The organism is Methylobacterium sp. J-088, from assembly GCF_022829295.1.
Lineage (GTDB): Bacteria > Pseudomonadota > Alphaproteobacteria > Rhizobiales > Beijerinckiaceae > Methylobacterium.
Genome location: NZ_JAKSYH010000111.1, coordinates 1 through 650, shown reverse-complemented (window position 1 = coordinate 650; position 650 = coordinate 1). Strand labels below are relative to the sequence as shown.

The 650-nt window shown below is 68.0% G+C and carries 1 protein-coding gene and 1 pseudogene; both read left to right on the top strand.

Features of this window, described 5'->3' with window-relative positions:
* Window positions 1-441, top strand: a 441-nt coding sequence (locus MKK63_RS11930) for an Ig-like domain-containing protein (RefSeq protein WP_244001901.1), incomplete at its 5' end; no start/stop codon positions are given.
* Window positions 442-452: 11 nt separating this feature from the next.
* A pseudogene (locus MKK63_RS11925) lies at window positions 453-650 on the top strand (cytochrome c); the annotation flags it as partial.

Below are 650 nucleotides of genomic sequence, written 5' to 3'. Positions count from 1 at the left end.
TACTGGATGAAGACCGCCTACCGCATCCCGGACGTTCCGGGCGCCAACATCAAGCCCGGCCAGACCGGCTTCAAGACGGTGCCGATCAACAAGATGGTGCCGCGCTCGTTCGTCACCAACCTGGAGGACGGCGCCAAGGTGACGGCCGGCACGCCGGTGGCCGTACGCGGCATCGCCTTCGGCGGCGATTGCGGGGTGAAGGCGGTCGAGTTCTCTGGAGACGGCGGGGCAACCTGGTCCCCGGCACAGCTCGGCACGGACGAAGGGCCCTACAGCTTCCGCCGTTTCGAGGGCAGCCTGCCGGCGCTCGCCGCCGGCGCCCACACGGTGAAGGTCCGCTGCACCAACACCGACGGCGTCGCGCAGGGGCTGGATCGGATTTGGAACGGGGCCGGCTTCATGCAGAACGGCATCGAGACCGTGTCCTTCCAGGCCGTTTGAGGAGAACAGCCATGAACCTGATCCACCCAGCGGTCCTGATCGCCGCGCTCGGCATGTCCCCTCTGGTGGCGCTCGCGGCGCCTGCACCCGAGCCGATGCGCTTCACCTCGCAATCCATCGAGATGCCGACCTCCGACAGGATCTTTCCGGACGGGCCGGGGGCGGAGGTGGTCAACAACAACTGCCTCGCCTGCCACTCGGCCGGGATG